This window comes from Novipirellula methanifontis, from assembly GCF_052161655.1.
Classification (GTDB): domain Bacteria; phylum Planctomycetota; class Planctomycetia; order Pirellulales; family Pirellulaceae; genus Novipirellula.
In genome coordinates, this window is record NZ_CP197418.1 from 7481526 (window position 1) to 7503639 (window position 22114).

Annotated in this window: 1 protein-coding gene; it reads left to right on the plus strand. The window is 53.5% G+C overall.

What is annotated here, in order from left to right; all coding sequences use genetic code 11:
- Nucleotides 1–130: 130 nt before the first annotated feature.
- Nucleotides 131–22024, plus strand: a complete 21894-nt coding sequence (locus tag SH528x_RS26840) for a tandem-95 repeat protein (protein WP_442506520.1) — start codon at nucleotides 131–133, stop codon at nucleotides 22022–22024.
- Nucleotides 22025–22114 lie beyond the last annotated feature (90 nt).

Here is a 22114-nt window from a genome sequence, read left to right on the forward strand (position 1 = left end):
TAAAAATCAAACGGTGGATTTTTATACCACCCGATTACGCTGTAGTGTCACGAAATATGTTGTAATGATGCGACGTCATCTCGTCTCAAAAAAGCCCCCCCGCAATTTTTGATCCCCTGGAACTGAATCCATGACCCTCCGCCCTTTTCGCTCCCTGCTCGGAAAAAAAGCCCTTCGTCGATCCTCTCGAAAAAGTCAAGTTCATCGCGACCAGTCTCGCAAGATGCTCACCCAGCAACTTGAAGATCGACGTTTGTTGGCGGGCCCCGAGCTGATCGCAATTCGGCCTGACGCGGGAGCCCTTTTGCAGGCGGGTAACACGTTGAACATCGCCCCAGGCGAGTTCAACCTGTTGTTTAAGGGCGGTGCGGATCTTAACGAGACGACGATCAACGCAAACTCCGTTCGTTTGATTCGCAGCGGTGGAGACGGAACATTTGGGGATGGCAATGAACAACAGATTGCGTTGGGGTATGTTGGACTCGACGAACCCGGCAGCACCGATCCTGAAGAGTTGCAGCGGATCGTGTTCCGGACTGCCAGTTCCGCATCGCACAATCCAACGGACGACCTTACCGATCCCGCTGCGATCTTGAATTCGTTCCCCGATGACACTTATCGAATCGAGATCATCGGCGCCGGTGCAAATGCATTACAGAACAATTCTCTAGAAGCGTTTAATGGCGGTGTCAATTACGCCTTGCCGTTTACGCTGGACCGCGGCCCACAGATCGTTGCTGTGGTACCGCAGCCGATCGAACGTACGCCAGTCGGTGTTGGAATCAACGCGCGCCAAACTTTGGTGCAGCGCAGTGACCAGATTGTTGTTTACTTTGACAACCAGAGTCTGGACGAAGACGATGCTCAAGATCCTCGGTTCTACCGGCTGATCGATACGTCTACGACCGTCGCAGCAGGTGACGACGTTACTTTGATCCCCCTGAATGCCGTATACGATTCGGCAGCCAATTCGGTCACACTGACCTTTGACAATAACTTGCCGGAGGGGACCTATCGTCTTGACGTGGGTTACGCGGTCGATGGGAATGTTGCTAACAACGGCGATGTTCAAGTGGGCAGTTTGTTCACAAACAGTGTGTCGACAACGAGCGGGATCAGCAGTGGTTTTGTCGTCAATAGTTTTCTGGGTGATCAGAACGGTCTCAACAATGATTTAACGGATGTAGACACGTACGCGCTGCGTGTTGAAAACGCCGGCGCGACCGTCAATGCCACGGTCACTCCTCAGCCTGGGTTGGCTGTCAAAGTTTCATTGTTGAATTCGTTAGGTGCAGTGGTTGCAGGACCGGTCAATGGTGTCGATGGCACCGCTGTAACGCTATCGTCTGCCGTCGGAGCTATAGGCGCCTACACGGTCAAAATTGAAAGTAATGGCGGTGCGCGGGGAACAGGATCCTATGTCCTGAACACAAATTTGGCGGCTGCCGGTTTAGTCATCAATGACAACAATTCGGATGTGGACAACGCCACGAAGTTGGGTGTGCTAGGAGCCGCCGGGATCAAGTTGAGTTCGACGATTCAGCCTCAAGGACCATTGGGAGTGACCCTGCCGCCTTATCCAGGTGGCACCGATGAACCAGGCCATCGCGAGATTCAGCGTGAAGCTCATATTGGTTCCGCGGGAACGACGCTGACAGCCCCTCGCGCGATTACAACGCGAGGGTATTTCTTCCCCGCCAATATCGGAACGAATCCAAGCGGTCAACCTTACCCCAACCTCATCACTGAAGAAGAAAAACGAATTGTCCGCGGCATCTATGATGTGCTGGCGGAATTATCGGGTTACGAGTTCGTCGAGACGACTAAGTCTGGCGGCGGCGGCACGTCGATCGGCGTCGGTGACTTGCGGGCACTTGACCCGACACTTAGCCCCACCAGCGGCGTCGGAGGATTGGGCGGCCCTGCAGCCGTTGTGATCAATCGAGCGGCATTCCCAGGACAATCCACCTATGGCGACGGTTTTACCGACACGATGATGCACGAGATGTTGCACTCGCTCGGTTTGAGTCACGCCTACGAATTGCCAGCGGTGATGGGTGGTACTTCTGTACCCAATGACGTCCTTCCCGGCGATCATGACGTTGTCCACCTGCAGCGAATTGTTCCGCCCAACAGCACCGACGTGGACTTGTACCAATTCGTGCTTCAAGAATCAGGAAAGTGGTCGGCAGAAACGGTTGCCGAGCGTTTCGAAACAAACCCCAGCAAGCTTGACTCGGTACTCACGCTGTATCGACGTAACGATAGCGATCCGAACAAGTATGATTTGATCGCTCGCAATGACCGCTACTACGGCAACGACTCGTTCTTGGAATTAGAACTTGGTCCGGGTACCTATTTTGTTGGGGTCAGCAGCACCGGTAACGAAAATTACGACCCGAAAGTGCCTAACTCTGGATATGGAGGAACAACCGACGGTGCTTATGAATTGAAGCTTTCTTTCGAAGCCGATCGGGGTGACGCGGGGCTTCGCGATGCCAACGGCACGCCGCTTGATGGCGACGGTGATGGCACCCCCGGTGGTGTCCATTCGTTTTGGTTCCAAGCTAGCGACCAAGCATCGACCATTTTTGTGGATCGAACAAACGATTCCAATTTGAGCAGTCCCGATGGCGATGGTTCCATTGGCAATCCGATCGATGAGATCGACGCGGCAATTGACCTTGCCAAGAATCGCATTGTTGTGCCCAAGGACGCAGCATCAAAAATCGTTGCAGGCGACTCGTTCACGGTCAACGATGGAATCAACCCGACGGTAGCATTCACATTTGGCGGAGGGGCTGGGCAAATTGCATTTGCTGGATTAACTCCGACGCAAATCGCAACGAATATTGCCAACGCGATCAATACATCCGCCGCTGGACCCGCGTTGGCTGGTTCGGTCAACGCCGCCATCGGTGCGAGCAGCCGCGTGGTTCAGATCTCTGGTATTGACTTATTGAATGTCGATGGAACCGAGACACTTGTAAACGCGCCGAACCTGATTCGCGTCGTCGGCAACGGTGGTTTGGACGGTGACATCAGTACATTCGGCGACAACGTACCGTATTTGGTGGGTGTAAAGAGCGATAATTCATCGCTGCGAGACGGCAGAGATTTGTTGGTTCCGCAAGGCACGACCTTGATGATTGATGCAGGGGCGTTAATCAAGTTACGAAAAGCCAACATCGACATCGGGACATCATCGATCAACATCAGTCGAGCTGGCTCGGCAATTCAAATCCTCGGTACGCCTGAAGACCCCGTCTACATGCGTTCCTACAACAATGATGCGTTTGGCGGTGACTCAAACGGCAACGGTGGTGCGAGTCCTGGAGACTTCGGTGGTGTGGTCATCCGCGATGACTCCGACCTCGAAGATCGAGGCATCTATCTAAACTATGTCAACCATTTGGATATTAACAATGGTGGTGGCAAGGTCTTCGTGGATGCAAACGAATTGACCTTTACTCCGATTCACGTTATTGATGCGCGCCCCACGATCAGTTTCAATCATATTTCGAACAGTCAAAACGCAGCCATCTCGGCTAGCCCAGACAGCTTCGATGACTCGATGGGACGCATTGGCCCAGACGTTCACGGCAACTACTTGGTCCAAAACAAGATTGACGGATTGAATGTCCGTGTCAATATTTCGAATGGTTCGCCGATCGAGCGATTGACAGTCCCAGGTCGTTTTGACGATACCGACATCGCTCACGTCTTGACTCAGAGCTTGATCATCTCCGGCAATCCGGGTGGTTTTGAGACAAGTGCCAGTGGTGCTTTGACCGCGAGAGCAGCGGGCCGTTTGATGATCGACCCAGGCGTGGTGGTCAAACTCAGCAAAGCAAGAATCGAGGCGGAGCGTGGTGCATCGGCATTAATCGCCGAAGGAACCGAGAATCGCCCTATCGTTTTCACTTCGCTGTTTGATGATCGCTACGGCGGAAGTGGTACTTTCAATACTGACGGCGGAGCCTACACGACTGGCACGGCCGGCGATTGGTCAGGACTGTTCTTTGGCCAAGTATCGTCGGGTAACATCGACAATGCCTTGATCTCCTTTGCGGGCGGTGATTCGCCAATCGAAGGGGGCTCGGCAAACTTCAATGCAATTGAAGTTCACCAGGCAGAACTGCGCATTGCCAACTCGGTGCTTAAGGATAACGCAGCCAACGCTAGCGGTACGCGTAACGGGCGTGGCGCAAGCCAGGCTGCGACCATTTATGTTACCGGTGCCCAGCCGATCATTGTTAACAACATGATCGTCGACAACGCCGGCACGGCGATCAGCATTAACGCTAACGCTCTACGTTTTGAGACGCAAGTTGATGCAGGTCGATCGACGGGCGAGATTGCGCGTTACAGCCAGTTCGACGATAACTCGGGGCCACTGGTTCGATTGAACCAAATGGACAACAACGGCACCAACGCCATGACGGTCCGTGGCGAGCTATTGACAACCGAAACGATCTGGGACGACACGGACATTGTTCATGTCTTGCGTAGTGAAATCACAGTTGAAAACCACCACACCTACAGCGGCTTGACGTTACAGAGCAGTAACTTTGAAAGTTTGGTGGTAAAACTTTTCGGCAATAACGCTGGCTTTACCGCCACCGGCACTCCGCTCGAAACGATCGATCGCATTGGTGGCACCATTCATGTCCTCGGGACTCCGGGACATCCGGTTGTGCTAACGTCGCTGCTAGACGACACCATTGGTGCGGGTTTTGCCCCAGACGGAACCGTGCTGAAAAACACCAACAACTCAGCCAATCCAACCGTTGGGGCAGCCGGTCAATGGCGTGGATTCAAGTTTGACGAGTGGAGCAATGATCGTAATGTGGCGATTGTTCGCGAACGCGAGAATCCACTCACAGGCGGTCGAGATGTGAACGGCAATCGTGACAATGCCCAACCGCTTGGCGCATTGGCTCGCGATGAAAAGAGCGCCGATGAGAACAACCGAATCGGATTTGAAGTCAATGGCTTCATCAGCCCTGATGATCCAAACGACGTTGACGTCTACAGCTTTACCGGCCGAGTCGGAACGCCGATCTGGATTGATATTGATCGTACCGACACCGCACTTGATGCCATTGTCGAAGTGGTTAACTCGGTAGGCACCGTTGTCGCACGTTCAGTTAGTTCGAGCAACGCTTCGAATCCAGGGAATGTCAATGCGTTGCCGTTAACGCAGAACCCGCTGCTCGGTGGAGATTTCTATACTCAGAATTTCCGCGACCCAGGAATGTATTTCGAGTTGCCGGGAACTCCCGGTACCGACGGTATCTTTTTTGTTCGAGTTCGTTCCGCACCGAAGGGTGCGAACGCCGCGTTGGTGGATGGTCAGAGCAGCGGTAAATACCAACTGCAGATTCGTGAACGACAAGTCGACGAGTTCCCTGGCTCCACCGTGCAGTTTGCAGATATTCGAGACGCCATCACCGCAATCGACGTTCGAGGATTGCCGGCACACAGCCAACTCGTCGCCGAAGCTGGCGAAATCCAGTCCGTCGGTGATACGTTCGCCAGTGCTCAAAACCTAGTTAATTTGCTTGAAACCGACTTGGCGGCAATCGGACTCTCAGGCCGATTATCCAACGACACCGATGTCGATTGGTACAAATTCAATCTTGAACACACCGGCGTGCAGGTGATTAGCGGCGTTAACGATGCCGCCGGAACGGTGGCGATCGTATTGGACCTTGATTATGCCGACCAGGCGCTGCGCGCTGACACAACCGTAGCCGTTTACGACGACAGCGGCCGTTTGATCTATGTCAGTCGCGAAGGCGATATCGAAGACGATCAACCGATTGGTGCGGGGCCGACACTCGACGATTTGAGCCGCGGATCGCTTGGTGATAAAGACCCGTACATCGGTCCGATTCATATTACGCCCGTCCCTGGACAAGACAACCATTACTATGTCGCGGTGATGAGTAATCGTAATCTGCCCACAGCGCTGATGGGGGCGTTCCAAGGTGACATGACTAACGACGCTAACCGGTTGGTGCGTCTTGAACCCGTCAATTCGGTCACTCGCGTGGTCGAAGACCACATTGGATTCCAAGGCTATCGTTCACAAGGTGGGGTGATCGCGCCGAAGGTCGCTGCGGGGATCTTGGATATCAGTAGTGAATTGACTTTGGAGAACCACGTCAAACCATTCGACCTTTCGAATGTCGTAACCTACGTGATCACCGATGGCAGTGGAAACGATAACGACGATCTTTACACCGCGAGTATCCGCGAAGCTCAGAGGTATTTGACGAAAGTCAGTGATAATATCTCGCCTGGAAACGACGATTTCCAAGATCTTGTTGTGCGTTCCGATGGTGCGATGTTCGCGTACCGTCGACTGGGCAGCGGTGTTGGTTCGGTTGGCCAATTGGTTCAGCTACGAAACAACGATTCAGTTCCTGTCACCGATCCAGCTTATGGGCAGTTGATAGAAGACAACTCGCAGAACGACAATATCGCTGGCGATGGGGTGACGCCGAATGTAGGTGTCTATAGTGCCGTCACCGTCCCTGATAGAGTGGAGCAGTTTACCACTTCGAATGATGTCGACGCCGTCACCTTCCAGCGTCGTGGCGATACCGGAACAAGCAGTCCGGACCCGATTTACAGTGTCTACTACAGTGTCCGTGAATCAGATACCACGTCAAAGCTTTATCGTGGACGAGAGAATGGTGACGCGACACCGCTGAACGCAACCGGCGGTAATCCACGTTATGGGTACCTCGGCGACATTCAGCCGGCGGGCGTAACGTTTGCGACGGCACAGTGGACCGTCCGTGACCGTGCGACTCCCAACAATAATGTTTCGACCATTCGTTTTGAATCCAAGCTACCTGGCGAGAGAGGCAACGATGTTATTATCAACGTTTCGTATTTCCAATCCACTTCGACGTCCGCTAGTGTGACATCAGCGTCATCTGCAACGGCGGTCAATCCCACAATCAACCTGGCCTTGAGATTTACCGTTGATGGTAACGGCGTCGTAACTGGAATGCCAACTGCGGGTGATATCGCGGATGCGATTAACAATGATACGGGCACGGGAGGCACCGCTCGTGAACTAGTGACTGCGGTGATTACCAGTGGAAGTTCGGGGACAGCTGCCTTCAGTGGAACAGCCCCTGCAGGAACACCAGTGGTATTTACTGGCGGTACCGACGGAGCATTGGGACCTCTTGCCGGTCGCGTCACGGGGCTGTCGTACAATAATTTCAGCAGCGCTGGTAATTTGTATGGAGTGACGAACGCGGGTGAATTCCTGACAATCAATCCCGATAATGGTCGGGTACTCAATGTACGCGTCATTTACGACTCATTCGGCCAACCATTTAATTTCCAAGGTCTCTCGCTCGGCCCGCAAAATGTAAGCGATGGTGTCAGTTCGGCGACGCGTGGCGTCTACCAAAATACGATGTTCGCGGTTACGGATTCGGCACAAATCGTTGCACTCGATTCCGCTGGCGACCCGGTTTTCGCGTTTGATTCCAACAATAGCTCGCAGTTGATCACGGTCACGGGTAGCCCAACCAACGACAGTTTCTTCACGTTGACATTCGATCGCAACGGAAACCGACAAACAACCGAACCGATCAAATCCGATGCCCCGTACACGGCCAGCGTCAACGAAGAACAAACAATTTCCACTGTCGCGTACGGTGGTGACTTCACACTAACGTTTGAGAAAAACCAGGGCGCCGTTAGCGCGCTGCTGGCGGCTATCACTACCGCTCCGGCATCTGGCACCGTCCAGACCATTCAAGTTCAAAATGTCTCGGATCAACCGTTTACCGAACAATGGCCAGCGACGCCGTTTGTGATCCAGGTTGGCACCGAACAGATGCTCGTCACCAACAGGGCAGGAAACTCGTTTACCGTTCAGCGCGGTTTCCACGGCACGACGACGGACACACATCTGGACACCACCAGTGTTTACGAAGTCGTTACATCGTTTCTATCGACACAGATGAACCAGACGGCAAGTTCTCCGTTGACGCTGAGCGAGTTGTTAACGGTTAGCACACCGCTGACGATCAGTTCGCCGCTCACCAACACGATCACAGATTCAATTCTGCGATTGACCGTTGACGATGTATCTGCGTTTCCTGCTGCACCTTTTAGGATTCTCGTTAACAACGAGCAAATGCTCGTCAGTGCGGTTAATATTGCCGCGAAAGAATTTACGATCAGCCGCGGCGAAAACTCAACGACCGCTACTGGTCATCTTGCCGGCAGCCAAGTGCAGGTCTTGCCGCCTCAGATTGGGTCACTGGTCGGTATCGACAATCAGCCCACCAGCACCACGCTTCGCGTCGTCGACGCGTCCGTCTATCCAACTCTTCCGTTCAATATCAGATTGGACGCCGAAGAGATGACGGTCAATGGAATCGACTTTTCTACAAATGAATTGACGGTTGTTAGAGCAGTTAACGGATCGGTCATTGCCAATCACAATATTGGTCGTCCTGTTCGCGTGTTGCCGGTCGCAGGAACAACAGCGGGTGCGAGTATTACGCCAACGGCAACCGCATTCGAGGTGGTCAACGCGGCGACCTACCCTAATGATACCCCATTTGCGCCCTTTACCATTCGTGTTGACGACGAGGAGATGCTGGTAACTGCAATCAACGCAGCACAGAATCGTCTAACCGTAACGCGTGCTCAGAACGGTACCGTTGCTGCGACGCACATCTTGGGCAGCCCGGTGCAGATACTCCCGAATCCAGGCACCGGATTCCAAGCGATGGATGACGTGCAGACAACGCTTCGTGTGGTCGATGTCACTGAGTTTCCCACCACGACGCCGTTCAACATCCGCATCGGTGACGAAGTGATGATCGTTACCGCAGTGGATCCGATCTTGGACGAATTGACTGTCACCCGTGGAGCGTTAGGTACAAGCGCCACAGTGCACGCTCTGGCGGATTCGGTTGAGGTTCTACTGGCTCAGTCAAGCGCTTTGACTGTGGAGATCAACAACAGCCAGTTCTCCAATACATTGACTGTCTTTGATGCTTCGGTATTTCCCGCGACGCCGTTCACGATCCGAGTGAATGAAGAAGAAATGCTGGTCACAGCGGTCAACACAACGACCAATGAACTATCAGTCGTTCGAGGTCGTAACGGCACCGCGATCGATTTCCATTATGTGCCACAGGTTGCAGAAGTTGTCAGTGACACACTAACCGTGGTCAGCGACGCGCCGTTCCCAACCGTCACTCCGTTCAATATCCGGATCGGTACTGAAGATCTTCGTGTCGTCAGTCGAACGGGCAGCCAGTTTAATGTGATTCGCGCTATCAACGGTACCCAGCGTGCTGAACACCTCACCGGTGAACTGGTTCGCAACATCCAAACAACAGCCCCAATTCCATATAATGCGACTGCAGATCAAGTCCGTACCGCACTTAACGGTTTGCAGGAAATCCTGCCGGGTGATGTTACCGTTTCGCCGTTTGATGGCCCGTTGACCGGCGTTGCATCTGGTACGGTAACGATCGAGTTCACCAACAATTTGGGCAAGAAGGATCTGCTGCCGCTGACGACGGATGCGACGGGATTAAGGGCCAACGAGCTTCAACAGATCACGCTGGATCCAACAATCGATTCAGGAACGTTTGTGCTTCGCTTTGCTAACCGAGATACAACGCCGATCGCTTTTAACGCTACGGCTGCGGATGTGCAACTCGCGCTCGAAGCGCTGCCAAACATCGGTCGAGGCAACGTGGTCGTTACCGGAGGTGTTTTGCCTGGTACACCGCTGTTGGTCCAATTTGACGAAACATTACGGAACCAGAATATTCTATCGCAGATATCGATCCCTGCTGCGACTGAACTTCTGGTTAACAACGAACGATTGCGACTATCACTGAGCGGTAATCCCACCGGCGGCAATTTCAGAATCAACGCAAATGGTGGTGGATTCAGCGGAAACTCGGGCGATATTCCTTGGAACGCAGATGCTGCGGCCGTGAAAGCAGCGCTTGCCAATATCGGTGGCATTACTGCAGCGGATGTAATGGTAACTGCAACGTCCGGAACAACTTTACCGGGAGCGGTATTTGAAATCGAATTTATTGGCGCCCTTGGGGATACGAATGTTGCCAACCTGACCACTTCGGACACTTTGACGGGAGGTACAGGCCCCAACGCCGTACTGACGGTATTAGAACAGGGTGATGCAAAACCGACTACAACAACCGTGATTGATGGTTCACCCGTCTCTGCGACAGTTACACCGAATATCGACGGCGTTCGCAGTGTTCGTGACGCCATTGTGGGGTTGAGCAATATCGGTGACGCTGAAGTCCAGGTCGTGGGTGATTTGCAGGGTGCCGGCGTGGTCGTTCAGTTCACTGGCGGACTTGGAGCAGCCGGTTGGCCATTGCTGCAAGTCGACAATGCCCAGATGACAGGTGGGATTGCCAATGTCTCGGATAATGGCAACGTAGGGGACGGTGTCGCGGATACCTTCCTAAGCGGTGTCTCAGGAATGGCTGGAAGTCCGCGAGGTATCGCATTTTCACCATTGGATTTCAACCTCTGGCACGTGACGACACGGCGCAGTAACGATGCCGGACACGGTGTCAACTCGGCGGCCGATGGCAGCCGTAATCCGGGCAGCGAGTCAATCACCGTCAATAACCCTGGTGATCAACCTGACCGCACACGTAGCGAAGCGAATGGTGGTGCTAGTTTCTACTTCGGATTTGAACAATGGGTTCAAAATCCCAATGCCAATACCAACAGCTACGTGACGTATCAGGGAGGCACGAATGCTCAGATGGGCATTCTCAATACTCTTCAGCATGCTGACCTCAGTAGCAACCCTGACATTGTTCAGGCAGGCGGAACCGGCACGTACAACTTTCTCGGTGGCGCTCTTGGATCGTTGGAAACCAGTGGTTTCAGTTTGGCATCGGCGAAACCGACCGATCGGCCTACGTTGTACTTCAACTACTTCTTGGAAACCGAAGATGATGACGGGGCGCGTGACAACGACAACGCGAATGATCCGTTTCGCGATTCCGCACGTGTGTTTGCATCGCGTGACAATGGTGTGACTTGGGAATTGCTGGCGACCAATAATTCCAATCTCAGTAGTGCGAATCCGAATAACGCGAAAGGGGAGTTACCAGGATTCCTGTCGCATTTGTCCGATGCAGGACTCAATGCAGACATCCAGCGGATCGAGAGCCAGCAGCTGATCCAGGAAATGCATGACAATACCGGTGTTTGGCGTCAAGCTCGCATCGACCTGTCTACGTTTGCTGGCGAAACAAACGACATTCTTTTGCGATTCGATTTCAGTACCGCTGGTGCCATCAACGACAATTCGTTGCTTGACGGCAACGGACGGCCATTGGAAGACAACTTTGGCGAGTTCAGCAGTACTCAGCGATCGATCCGAAGTCTTAAAAATAATTTCGAGGGCTTCTACATCGACGACATCATCGTCGGGTATGCCGAACGTGGCGAAATGGTGACCGGTGCACCGGTTGATACCTCCATTACCGATCTAAACCAGGGGCGAACCAATGACCCCAATGCCACTCAACCAGACATCCTCAATGGACCTTACCAACTTGAGATTCGTCGAACGGGTGAATACGCTGCCATGGGCCCCGGGGGAATCGCCATTGGCAACACGTTCGATTCGAATGATCGGCACATCGTTGAACCGAGTGATGTTTCTCTACAGGATTTTGAAGGCGCATTTACGCCGTGGACGCCTCCTGCTGCAGGCTACGACTTCCTCGGAAGCACCATCCCAGCCATTGCGATAGCACCTTGGAGCGTCACCTCCAACATGCCGTTTGCGGGAAACAATAGCTTACAAACCGGTTCGATAACCGCGATTAAGCCAATCTCGATCTACGAAGCAACCACCGCCGAACTTGGTGGGACAACGGGTGCCGGTGTTATTCAATTCACGTTCAAAGTCGACTCGGTCGAAGACGAATACGGATTGCGTTTCTTTATCGACGGGCGACCGCAAACGCTGTTGGAAACGGCCAGCGATGAGAATCCCGGTACGACGGATCTGACGTTCGCGACGGGTGACCTTGGGTATCGCACTGTCAGCTTCCCATTCAGTAGTGGTCCTCATAAATTCACATGGGTCCACATGCCTGTAGACACCAGCGTAAGCAGCAGTAGCGCAGGCAATGCGTATATCGACAACGTCTCCCTGTTGCAAGGCGGCACTGGCATTCTGGGCGATAGCAACCGTGAACGTGTGCAAGGCATGTTCATTATTGATTCAAACATTATTCGCGATTCGTCTGCGGTGGGAATCAATGTTCAGCCAGGCACGCCGGAAGGCCAACTCGGTGGCCTACCTCACCAAGGTTCCACGATCAACTTTGCCCAACCGGATTCGAAGCGACTGATTCCGGGCGTCGTGATCCAAAACAATATCGTCACAGGTGCATCGGCAATTCGATTTGCGGGTTCAACCGGAGTCGATCCAAGTTTGCCTGTCCCGTTTGGACGTATTGTTAATAATACGTTGGTCAGCGACGGACCCGCTACGGGGACGGGGGTTGAAGTGGTTGGCTATGCCAGCCCAACGATCATGAACAATATCATCACCGGTTTTGGTCTTGGCATATCGGATCCACAAATCAATAACGTCGATGTGGTGGTCCGATCCAACTATTTCCAAGGCAATAATAACAATGGTGCTACCGGCACCGATTCACAAATTGCTGCGAATGGCACGCCATTGTTTGTTGACGCGGCGAACCAGAACTATTACTTGGTCGACACGTCCGTAGCACTCGACAGTTCTCTCGATCAGTTGGAAGACCGGTTCGAGTTTGTCAATTTCAAGAACAAACTCGGCTTGGCGGTTTCTAATATCGATTCGCCGGATCGAGACGTGTTTGGCCAATTGCGAATCAACTCGTCCAACAACCCCGGCGGTGGTGGTACCAGCGTATTTAAGGATCGCGGTGCGGTTGACCGCTCGGACTTTGATCAACCATTTGCCGAGTTGACCGTCCCTGTGGATTTCTTGAACACGGACCGCGAAGATGCGGATCCGAACGCCACCGTTGTGCATCTAAGGCAACCGATCGTTAATAATTTCTCGATCCTGCTGAACGATGGACAAGGCATTAACGCGCCGTTCGAAGGAACCGGAATCAATCCAACAACGGTCAATTCGTCGACGGTGACCGTGCGTCGAAACAACGTTACGTTGGTCGAAGGGGTTGACTTTACGCTCGGTTACAACGAGTACACGGGCGAATTACGCCTGACTCCGTTTTCCACGCTTTGGGAACCTGCGGGCGTCTACGAGATCATCCTCGACAACAGCGTGATCGCGGATAACGCAGGCAATTTGCTGCTCAATAATCAAGCCGATGGGACGACTAAGTTCACCATCATTCTGCCCGAAGTGCCATTGGACTTTGGTGATGCTCTGCTTTCGGGTAGCTTGAATGTGTATGGCACGCTATTAGTCAACGATGGGGCCCGGCATGCAATCATCAACAATGCATCGCCACGTTTGGGTAAGTACGTCGATTCTGAAAATGATTCCGCCCTGCTCACCGGCGGCCTTGATGATACGCCTGCGACCGTTGTGGCGACCTCGCCAAGTGCGTCGGCGATCTTTGATATCCAAGTGCATGCGACTGCAACCGGCGGGACGACCATCCGAATCGACTCGGTTACCACTCCGCCAGCGGCCGGCGATGTTATCTCGATCGATATCGGGCGTGTTGCCAAACAGTTCGAATTGGTGCCTGCAGGCATCGCACCGGGCGTCGGAAATATTCCGGTACGGTTCGCGGCAAGCGACACCCCGGAAATCATCGTTACCAAGCTCGTTGCCAAGATTAATGCCGAAATGAACGCGGCGGGTGAGTCTTTGGTCGTGCAACCCGTTGCGGGGAATTTGGATACGATCGAGATTTTCAATCGTGACGACGAAGACGGTGTCAATGTCGGCATCTATAACGATGGAACAACCGATTTCATCGTATTCCTGACGCCTGGAGTCACCGGCACAACGACTAACAAATCTGACATTCTCGGATTCTTAAATCCTCTCGATCAAACTGGCGCTCAGATTCCGGTCAGCGTTACCGGCACCGGCTTTGTCAGTGCCTGGATTGACTTTGATGGAAATGGGGTATTCGATCCAGTACTCGAGAAGGTGATCGACAATGTTTCGGTCACGGGCGGAATCGATCCGACGATCTTTACCGTCAAAACACCTGCCGGTACCACCAACAAACTGACCTGGGCTCGATTCCGAATTTCACCCGAAGGAGGATTGCAACCAACTGGGTTGGCCGTCGGTGGCGAAGTCGAAGATTATCAAGTGCAGATTCACAATGTGCCATTGCCGGTACCAGCGGACGATCCGACTGCATTGTCGACGTCGTACACCATCAACGAAGATGGCACGCTTGATACCACCGATGCTGGAATTCCGTCGGTCCTCGATAACGATACGATCAGCCCGGCGACGTTTAGCCCCGTTACCGTGGTGCTCGGGCAAAATGTTTCCAATGGTACCTTGATTCTCGATCCAGCGACCGGTGACTTTACTTACACACCGCTCCCTGATTTCGTCGGAATCGACACCTTCACCTATCGCTTGGCGACGCAGCAGAGTGCGATTGACACCATTCTGCCAACGACTTTGTTTGCAACCGTGACGATCGAGGTACAACCGGTCAACGATGCTCCGCTTGCTCAAGACAAAACGATCGTAGCTCTCGAAGATCAACCTCGAACCGTACTCGAATCCGAGTTACTGGCCAACGCAACGGCTGACAGTTCGCCTGAGTATCCTGCGGGGTCGCCGACATCACCGTGGGACGAATCAGGTCAAGTGTTGCATGTGGTGTCGCTGCAGGTTGGGGGCACAACGATTGATTCCACCACGCCGATCGGTGATTTCCCAATCCTCACAACGCGAGGTCAAATACTATCGGCGACGTTCGATACAACGGATCCAGCGAATATCTTCCTGGTCAGTTTTCAGTATCAGTCCAACCTGGATGTCAATCGTGACAATCTTCGTTTGCCGGCCGATCCGCCGATCTTTGATGAGATTACGTATACGATCAGCGATGACGGAAAATCCGATGACCCGAACGTCTTAGGCGATGGCGGTGCCGATGACGAGATTGGTGTTTTCGACACTGTCAACGGACGCTTGACCCATACCGCCAAGATTTCGTTTGACGTTCGACCTCAAAACGATGATCCGATTGCCAACGACGATGCCATTAGTAAGACCTCGGCGCGATGGATTGCGTATTGGTCAGGATTGTCGATGCCAGTTCCAGTTCCTACCGAGGATCAATCGCTAACCATTCCGATTGACTTCTTGCTCTCTAACGACGTCAACGCTCGTGCAACTGCCGCAGATGAACTTGCCAACCTCAATGATGGTGCGTTGGTAGTCCCCGATCCGGGCACGGTTTTGACGACCGCTCTTGGCGGCACGGTCACCTTTAACAATGACGGTACATTCACTTACCGAGCGCCCGACAACTTCTACGGGGAAGACACGTTTACCTATACTGCTCGAGATGCGGGAATTAACGAAGACGCCAGTGGCAATCGCCCTGTCGGAGCGTTAACGGACACCGCCGTGGTGACCATTTTTGTCGAACCTATCAACGACGAACCGGTTGCATTTGCACGTGTTTTGCGGGTCGATGAGGTCGTTGAATACGATGCGTTTGGAAACCTCGTGAACAACGATCGCAAGGTCATGTTCGACAAGGAATTCTTGTTGCAGCAGTTTGGCGCGAACCCTGTTCTGCCTGGTGACCCTGACCCAGCCTTGATTGCTCCTTACAACGAATCCAATCAAGCCCTCCGCGTGGTGGCGTTTACCGACGCCGACGAAACCATTGATGCCCAGACCGACCCCGACTTGGCTTTAAACGGCGGGACGGGAACATTAACGATGAAAACGCCAAGCGGAGGCATCTTGTCGTTTAACTTCGACGCCTTCGCATTTGTTGACGGTTTCTACGAACCGGCAGTCGATTACAACGGACTAGCGCCACATGAAACGGATCCGTTAAATCCGCTCGAGTTCTTCAACTACATCGTTTCCGATGATGGCACCGTTGTGTTGCCACCCTTAACGCCAGGGACGGCTTACACGCCTGACCCATTCGTCGAAGCTCGCTCGTTACCCACACGCGTTTCATTGACGGTGGCGGATAAAAACGATGCTCCGGAATTCCCTGCTTTCGCAATGGTGACGTTCCCCGAAGACATCCAAACCGACGGAACCGCGGTCTACTACGACATCTACGCGGGCAGTCGAATTGCCAATTACGATCCGTTGGTTGTTCGGCCCGACAGGATCTTCCCAGGGCACAGCACCGCACTGGACGAGCGATTGACTGAGACGTTGTCGTTCAGCTACGTGACGACCTTCGAACCAGCAGGCATGTTCTCGGCAACGCCTGTACTGGATCAGTTTGGGGTGTTGACGCTGAGGCCAAATCCGGATGCCTTCGGATACGCGGTATTCGAAATCACTGCGACCGATAATGGTCAAAGCTTCAATGCGACGACGGGGCTGTTCGAAGATGACTTCCGCAGCACCACTCGAACCTTGACGGTCCAAATCACCCCTGTCAACGATCAACCGGTGACGGAGGATCGTACGTTGACGGTTGCGGAAGTGGTTGACAACGATAACTTGACCGGCTTGCCCAACGGTAATCAAGCAATCCTACCGATTCTGCCCGAAGACCTGCTGCGTCAAGCGACCGTGAATGATCCTGCGATTATTACACAGAATCCGTCGCGTGAGAGCGATTTCGCTGATGGATCCCAGTCGATCTACGACGAACATGAACAGGATCTGCGTGTGGTCGTGTTTGGAATCCCGGATGGGTTCGGCGGATTCACGCTTGTAACGGCCGCCGATAGTGGTACCGTCTTCCCGACAATCAATGGCGGAACGTTGGTGTTCAACTTTGACGGATCGGGCGCCTTCAGCGGCGGCGAATATCGTCCGGCGGTTGATTACAACCGCTTGCCACCATTCAATCCGACCGAATCGTTTACTTACATTGTCGAAGACTTCGGCCCGACGACGATTCCAGGTGCGGATCAAGTCACCCCGGTTGCATCTTCACCGATTGACTATACCACCGACCCCGATCCATTTGGCAATGTCAACAATCGGTCGGTTGCCAAGACCGTTCATATTACGGTGACCGAGGTTAACGACCCTCCATTCATCCCCGACTTTGACACCGGGGCAACAACGGTCGATGGAACGACTATCACTTACAATCCCAATTCGATTTCGTTCAACGAACGCGAGCGGACCAATGCTCCGTCGATGACGTTTGACCTCTACCAAATTTCAGGGGTTGGAATCAAAACGGGACCATTGACGGCTCTCGATGAACTTGCGTCACAGAGTGTGACCAGCATCATCATTCAACCTGCTTTGGATGGCGCTGGAAACTCGCTAGTACCCGCAGGAATGATGGCCGCGAATCCAATCTTGACCGCGGATGGCCGAATCACGATTGCGCCTACGCCGGACGCCTTCGGAGTCGCGGTCTTTGACGTGATCGTGACCGACAACGGGTCCAATGTGGCACCTAATAGCAATGTGTCGATTCGCAAATTGACGATCACCGTCAATCCGGTCAACGATGTTCCACTGGCAGCGGATCAGACGCTCGACATCGTGACCGAAGCGGTTGAACGAGATAGCAACGGCAACTTGATTAGCCCATTACCTGTAGCGAGCATCACGTTCGACAAGGCTCAACTGCTGCGAAATGCGGTCGAAGGAGTGTTTGCTCCAACGCTTAATCCTAGTTTCAACGAAAGTGAACAAGAGTTGCGTGTCGTCGCCTTCCGCATTCCTGGGGTGCCGTCGGTGGTGGATGGATCGATTGACGAACCAGGGCTTTCCGGTGGCAACGGCACGGTGACTCGTACCACTCTTAATGACGCAACGCTGACCTTCACGTTTGTTAATGGCGAGTTCACCAGCGGAACTTACACGCCGAGCGTCGATTACAACCGTCGTTCGCCGTTTAATGCGAATGATCAATTCGAATTTATGATCGAAGACCGTGGCTCGGTCACCATCCCTGGCTCGAGTCCCGTTGCGACTCAGGACACGGGTTCGCTGCGTTCCGCATACGCCAACGCGACGATCACCACGATTGAGCAAAACGATCCTCCGGAATTCAATTTCCTTCCGGTCGTCAATGTGCTTGAACGCGATGACAACGGCGAGACGATTGTGCCGGATTGGGCGACAGACATCCAAGCAGGCCCGTCCACGGCGCTGGATGAACTGGAACGAGAATCGGTCCAATTCAACTTTGTATCGGCACAATCGAACATTCCGGCAGGTTTGTTCCGCTTGCCGCCTCAGGTCGCTAACAACGGCGTCTTGTCGGTATTCCCAGCACCCGATGCGGTGGGTACCGCCACGATTGTGATCGAGGCCAAGGACTTTGATCCGTCGACCCCTGGATTTGTGTCCGCGTCACACTTCGTGACATTCACGCTGAACGTTCAACCCGTCAACGACGCACCGCGACTGAATACCTCAGTAACGAATACAAACGACACGTCGACAACGGACCCCGACTTGTCTTACACCGTGGCGAATGACGGTACTCTGACCTACACATTGCGTGAAGATGACACGCAACCAGGCGGAATCGCATCCACCGGGTTCTTTATTCCGCTCGTTCAAGGAGCAGTGCCCCCGCCGAACGGGTTCGCAGTTCCAGGGCTGCTGGATGTTTTCAATGTCGGCCCTGCTAACGAGGGAACAACGGCACCGGGAGGATCGCAAGTTTTACAACTCGCCAGCTTCCCACGGACGACTCAGCGCGGCGGAACGTTGACCGAAGTAATCCAAAATGGGCAACGGGTCGGGTTGAACTATGTTCCACCGGCCAACTACAACTCTGCAATCGGCGTCGATGATGGGTTCACCTATTCCGTGAACGACAATTCGATCATCAACGGTGATCCGACCGCCGGCGAGACGTATTCGTTGACGCAAGGGATCCTATTTGAAGATCAACGCACGGTGGTCAATCGTGTCCGCTTGCGAATGAGTCCTGTGAACGATCGACCTGAATTTGAAACGTCGATACTAAGCGTAGAGTCCGCCGAAGATGCCGGACTGACCACGAAGAACGCTTTTGCGTTCAACATCACCGGGGGTCCTCGAACGACTGCAACCGATGAATCGGCTCAGACGCTAAACTTTGTTGTCGCGCCGGTTGGTAATGCGGATACGTTCTTCACCACAGTGCCTACGATCTCGTCCACTGGACGATTGACGTATCAGTCAGCTCCGGACGTGTTTGGTTCTTTCGAGTTCACGGTTTTGTTGCGTGACAACGGACCTATGGACACCGCGACACGCGGCGATTTGTTCGAAAGTGTTCCGGTCACGATGACGATCAATGTGCGACCGGTCAACGATGCTCCGGTGAAGGTCACTAACGCTCCGGATTTGATCTATTCCGTTGGCGAAGATGGTTCGGTTGTAATTCCGTTTGATGGCGATGCGGCCAACAACCCCGGTTTACTGGACTTCTTCCGCGTGGGGCCCGCCAACGAAACATCGGCACTTGTCGGTGGCGGCCAAACCATCAATGTGGCGACTCCTTATCCAGCCACTTCCGTTGGCAACGGCACCATTACACCGGTGCTTAACGCTGCCAACGAGGTGATTGGACTCCGCTACACACCGACGATAAATTTCGCCGGGACGGATAGGTTCACGTACACCATCTTGGACGATGGGGTCACCGTTGCATTGGGGTCGGGTGGGGTACCTACGAACGACTTCAAATCGGTTACCAACGAAGTCACGATTAGTGTTACTGCCGTCAACGATGCTCCGCAATTCAACGGTGCCGACGATGTCGACTCGGTCGAAGACCAAGGTCCCGTGGTGGTTGCAAACTGGGCAACGGGCGTTCAAGCCGGCCCCGACAATGCGATCGATGAATTGCAAGGGGATGGAACGAACCCGGCTCAAATCGTGTCGTTCGTGTTAAATCAGATCAGCGGCAGTCCGTCGCTGTTCGCGGTCCCGCCGAGCGTTACGATCACAGGCAGCACCGCTAGCTTGTCCTACACAACGGCAGACGATGCGAACGGTGACGCTACTTTTGAAGTCACGTTGCAAGACAATGGCGATCCGACCGACCCCTTGGTTGGGCACAAAAACGAATCGGTGACCAAGACGTTTACGATTCGCGTCGCCGCAGTCAACGATGTGCCGACCTTTACCGCGGGTGCGTTGGTCGAAGTCGACGAAGATAGTGACGCCTACTCTGAAGTCTGGGCCACCAACGTCTCTCCAGGACCTGCCAACGAGTCGAGCCAATCGGTTCGTTTCGAAGTCACGGTTCCAACGGGATCCCTTGGGCTATTCGAAACACTGCCGACGATTGATTCCAGCGGCGTGTTGCAGTTCAAAACCGCGAAAGACGCCAGTGGTTCTGCAATCCTTCAAGTGACTGCGTTTGATTCGCTTGACGCCGCTTCACTCCCAGCAACATTGCAAATAGACATTGCTGAAGTGAACGACAAGCCCATCGCGGTTGCCGATGAATTGGATACCGATGAAGACGCTGTTGTCTTGATCGAAAGTAGCGATTTGACCGACAACGACTTGGATCCTGATCTCGCCACGAATCCATCCGAAGTGCTGACCGTGGTCTTGCCTGCAAGCTCAACCACCCTGCGTGGTGCACTGTTGACCTACAACTCGGTAACAGGGGAAATCACCTACGACCCGACGCTTTCGGAGGAATTGCAAAAAATGAAGCCGGGCGATGTCCTCATCGACACGTTCAGCTATTCGGTCAAAGATGCCGATGGAGTCGAAAGCGATCCAGTCGAAGTCAAAGTGACCGTCACGGGCGTTAACGATGCTCCGATCTTGCAACCCGATACCGTTGTCATTAATCCAGACGGACAAACGAGATTCCGGCCTCAAGATAATGATACCGATATCGATGGCGTCATTGTTCCAACGAGCATCATCATCACTTCGCAACCGAAGTTTGGAGCATTGTCGGTCGAAGACGATGGGACGCTTGTTTACACCCCGTTCGCCAGTTTCGACGGACTCGATGAATTCCGCTATACGGTCGCAGATAATCTCGGACAACAGAGCAAACAGGCGACGGTGACGATCACCCCGAATAAGTTGCCGATCGTACCGAACTTTGGCGACGTTATTGCCACGTCCAAGGACACCACAATTGTGGACGTGGGTGCGGTTGCAGTCGCTGTCGAAGGTCAGCTGGATCTAACGAGTATCAACATCATTGCGGGGCCGTCCAATGGAACGGCGACTGCAAACCCTGATGGAACGATCTCGTACAAAGCGAACAGCGGATATATTGGCTCGGATTCGCTTCAGTTCACGATCACCGATTCGTCAGGACGCGTTAGCAAACCGGCCACAATCTCCTTCAACGTGGTCGCGTTCCGCTTACAAAATCCGAATCCAACACGGTTCAGCGACGTCAACGGCAGTGGTACCGTAACGACACTCGATGCCCTGTTGATCATCAACCGAATCGGACTGGCGCCCAACAATACGTCCAGCATTCCGGTCACCGCAGCGGATCGTGGTCCTAATTACTATGACGTTAACGGCGACGATATCATTTCGGCACTGGATGCGTTGCAGGTCATCAACCAACTGATGTTGCAATCGCCGCAGACGGTTAGCCAGCCATCGAGTGAGCAGATTCCTCAGCTTTCACCGCTTGCGGAATCGGCGGTTTCACAGTCGACAACGTTTGATGTTTCACAGCCGATCGAGCAAATCGAGACGCCTACGAAAGTGGTCGACACCACGATGCCTAGCTCGGAAGCGAAGGACGATTTGGATTTGATCGCCGAAAGTCATGAAACAGCGGACGTCGAAGAAAATGACGGTCGCTTGAGTGCTTTGGACGAGGCGTTCGCAGATTTGCTGTAAGGCCGAAATCGGGTCTACCCCATGTTTCCAACATCTCCGATGTTGGAAACATGGTCGCCCGACGTCTCCGACGTCCGGAATTTTGTCGCC

Coding starts and splice junctions, on each gene's coding strand:
- SH528x_RS26840 (WP_442506520.1), top strand. CDS start 131: ATGACCCTCCGCCCTTTTCGCTCCCTGCTCGGAAAAAAAGCCCTTCGT.